At 69.3% G+C, this 1,971-nt stretch carries 1 protein-coding gene; it reads left to right on the forward strand.

Annotation, left to right across the window (positions count from 1 at the left end; genetic code table 11):
* On the forward strand, window positions 1-1,971 hold a 1,971-nt coding region (locus tag HUA78_RS45615), incomplete at both ends, for a condensation domain-containing protein (RefSeq protein WP_254624265.1).

Consider the following 1,971-nt stretch of genomic DNA (forward strand, 5'->3'; position numbering starts at 1 on the left):
TCCCTCCTGACGCCCATCCAGCTCGACTTCTTCGAGAAGGAACTCCTCGAACCGCACCACTTCGCCCAGGCCTTCATGCTCGCGTCGAGCGAGCCGGTGGACGTCCCGTGCCTGGAAGCGGCGCTGCGCGCGGTCGTCGCCCACCACGATACGCTGCGGCTGCGCTTCACGCGCCGGCAAGACGGCACCTGGCACCAGGAGTTCACCGGCCTGGAGTCCCTTGCCCGCCTGGAGCAGGTGGACCTCTCTTCCGTGCCCGAGGCGGAGCTGCCCACGGCCCTGGAGTCCGGAGCCTCCCGCATCCACGCCAGCCACAGGCTGGATGAGGGGCTGCTCCTGCGCGCCGCCCTCTTCCACCTCGGAGCCGAGCGAGGCACACGGCTCCTGCTGTCGGTGCATCACCTGGGTGTGGATGGCGTCTCCTGGCGCACGCTGCTCGAGGACCTCGGCGCGGGGTATGTGCAGTCGAGACAGGGGCGCCCGGTGGCGCTGCCGCCCAGGTCCACGTCCTTCAAGACCTGGGCCTCGAAGCTGAGTGACTTCGCTCGCTCCGAGGAGGTCGCGCGTGAGCGGACGTACTGGCTGGAGGAGGGGCGACTCGAGGCTCCTGTCCTTCCCTGGGATGGCGCTGGCGGTGCCACTTCCGTGGCCTCCTCTCGCACGGTGGAAGTCTCCCTGGACGAAGCCCAGACGCGGCTCTTGTTGCAGGAGACACCGGCCGCGTGGCGGGCGCACATCAACGATGTGCTGCTGACGGCGGTGGCTGACAGCCTCACACAATGGATGGGCCAGCCTCGCCTGCGTGTGGAGCTGGAGGGCCACGGCCGCGAGCCGTTCTCCGACGACGTGGACCTGTCTCGCACGGTGGGCTGGCTCACCACGCTGTATCCCGTGACGCTGGACGTCTCGGGTACCACCAGCCTGGGCGGCCGGTTGCGCGCTGTGCGGGACTCGCTGCGGCGCCTTCCCCGAAAGGGACTCGGCTACGGCCTGCTGCGCCACCTGGCGGACGATGAGCAATCCCAGCACCTCCGCGCGCTCCCTCGTGCCCAGGTGCTCTTCAACTACCTGGGCCAGTTCCATCAGTCCGCCGGTGACGACTCGGCGCTGAATCCGTTCACCGCCACGCGGGAACCCCTGGGTGCCCTGCGCGCTCCCAAGGCCGCGCTCTCCCACCTGCTGGAGATCAACGGCTACGTCTTCGAGGGCCGACTGACCCTGGTGTGGACGTACAGCCAGGCGGCGCACCGGCCAGAGACCATCCAGTCCCTGGCCGACCATTGCCTGCACACGCTGCGGCGGCTCATCGACGACCGAGACTCCGACGACGCCCGCCGCTTCACGCCCACCGACTTCCCGCTGGCGAGGCTGTCCCAGTCGGTGCTCGACCAGGTGCTGCCCGCGGGGGCGCTGGCGGACGACCTCTATCCGCTGTCGCCCATGCAGCAGGGCATGCTCTTCCACACCCTCACGGCCCCGGGCTCCGGCGTCTACGTCACGCAGTTGGCGTGGACCTTCGGCGGCGCCGTGGACATGACCGCTTTCCGTCGCACCTGGGAAGCCGTCATCCAGCGGCAGCCCTCGCTGCGCACGTCCTTCGTCGCCGAGGGCGCCGACCAGCCCCTCCAGTGGGTCCACCCGGAGGCCACCCTCCCCTGGGAGGAGCACGACTGGCGCGGCGCGGATGAGGCCGAGCAGCAGCGCCGCTTCGACACCCTCATCTCCGAGGACCGTGCTCGGGGCTTCGACCTGCGCACACCACCGCTGCTGCGACTGACGGTCATCCGCACGGATGAGCACACGTGGCTCATCCTCTGGACGCTGCACCACCTCATCGTGGATGGATGGAGCCTCGGGCTCCTCTTCCAGGAACTCTTCACCACCTACGAGCAGGTCCGCTCTGGCCGACTCCCGGCGGAGAGTGAGTCGACCTCCTTCCGCGACTACATCGCCTGGCTTCAGCGCCAGTCC

This window comes from Myxococcus sp. CA033, from assembly GCF_013336625.1.
In the GTDB taxonomy this organism is placed as follows: Bacteria; Myxococcota; Myxococcia; order Myxococcales; family Myxococcaceae; genus Myxococcus; species Myxococcus llanfairpwllgwyngyllgogerychwyrndrobwllllantysiliogogogochensis.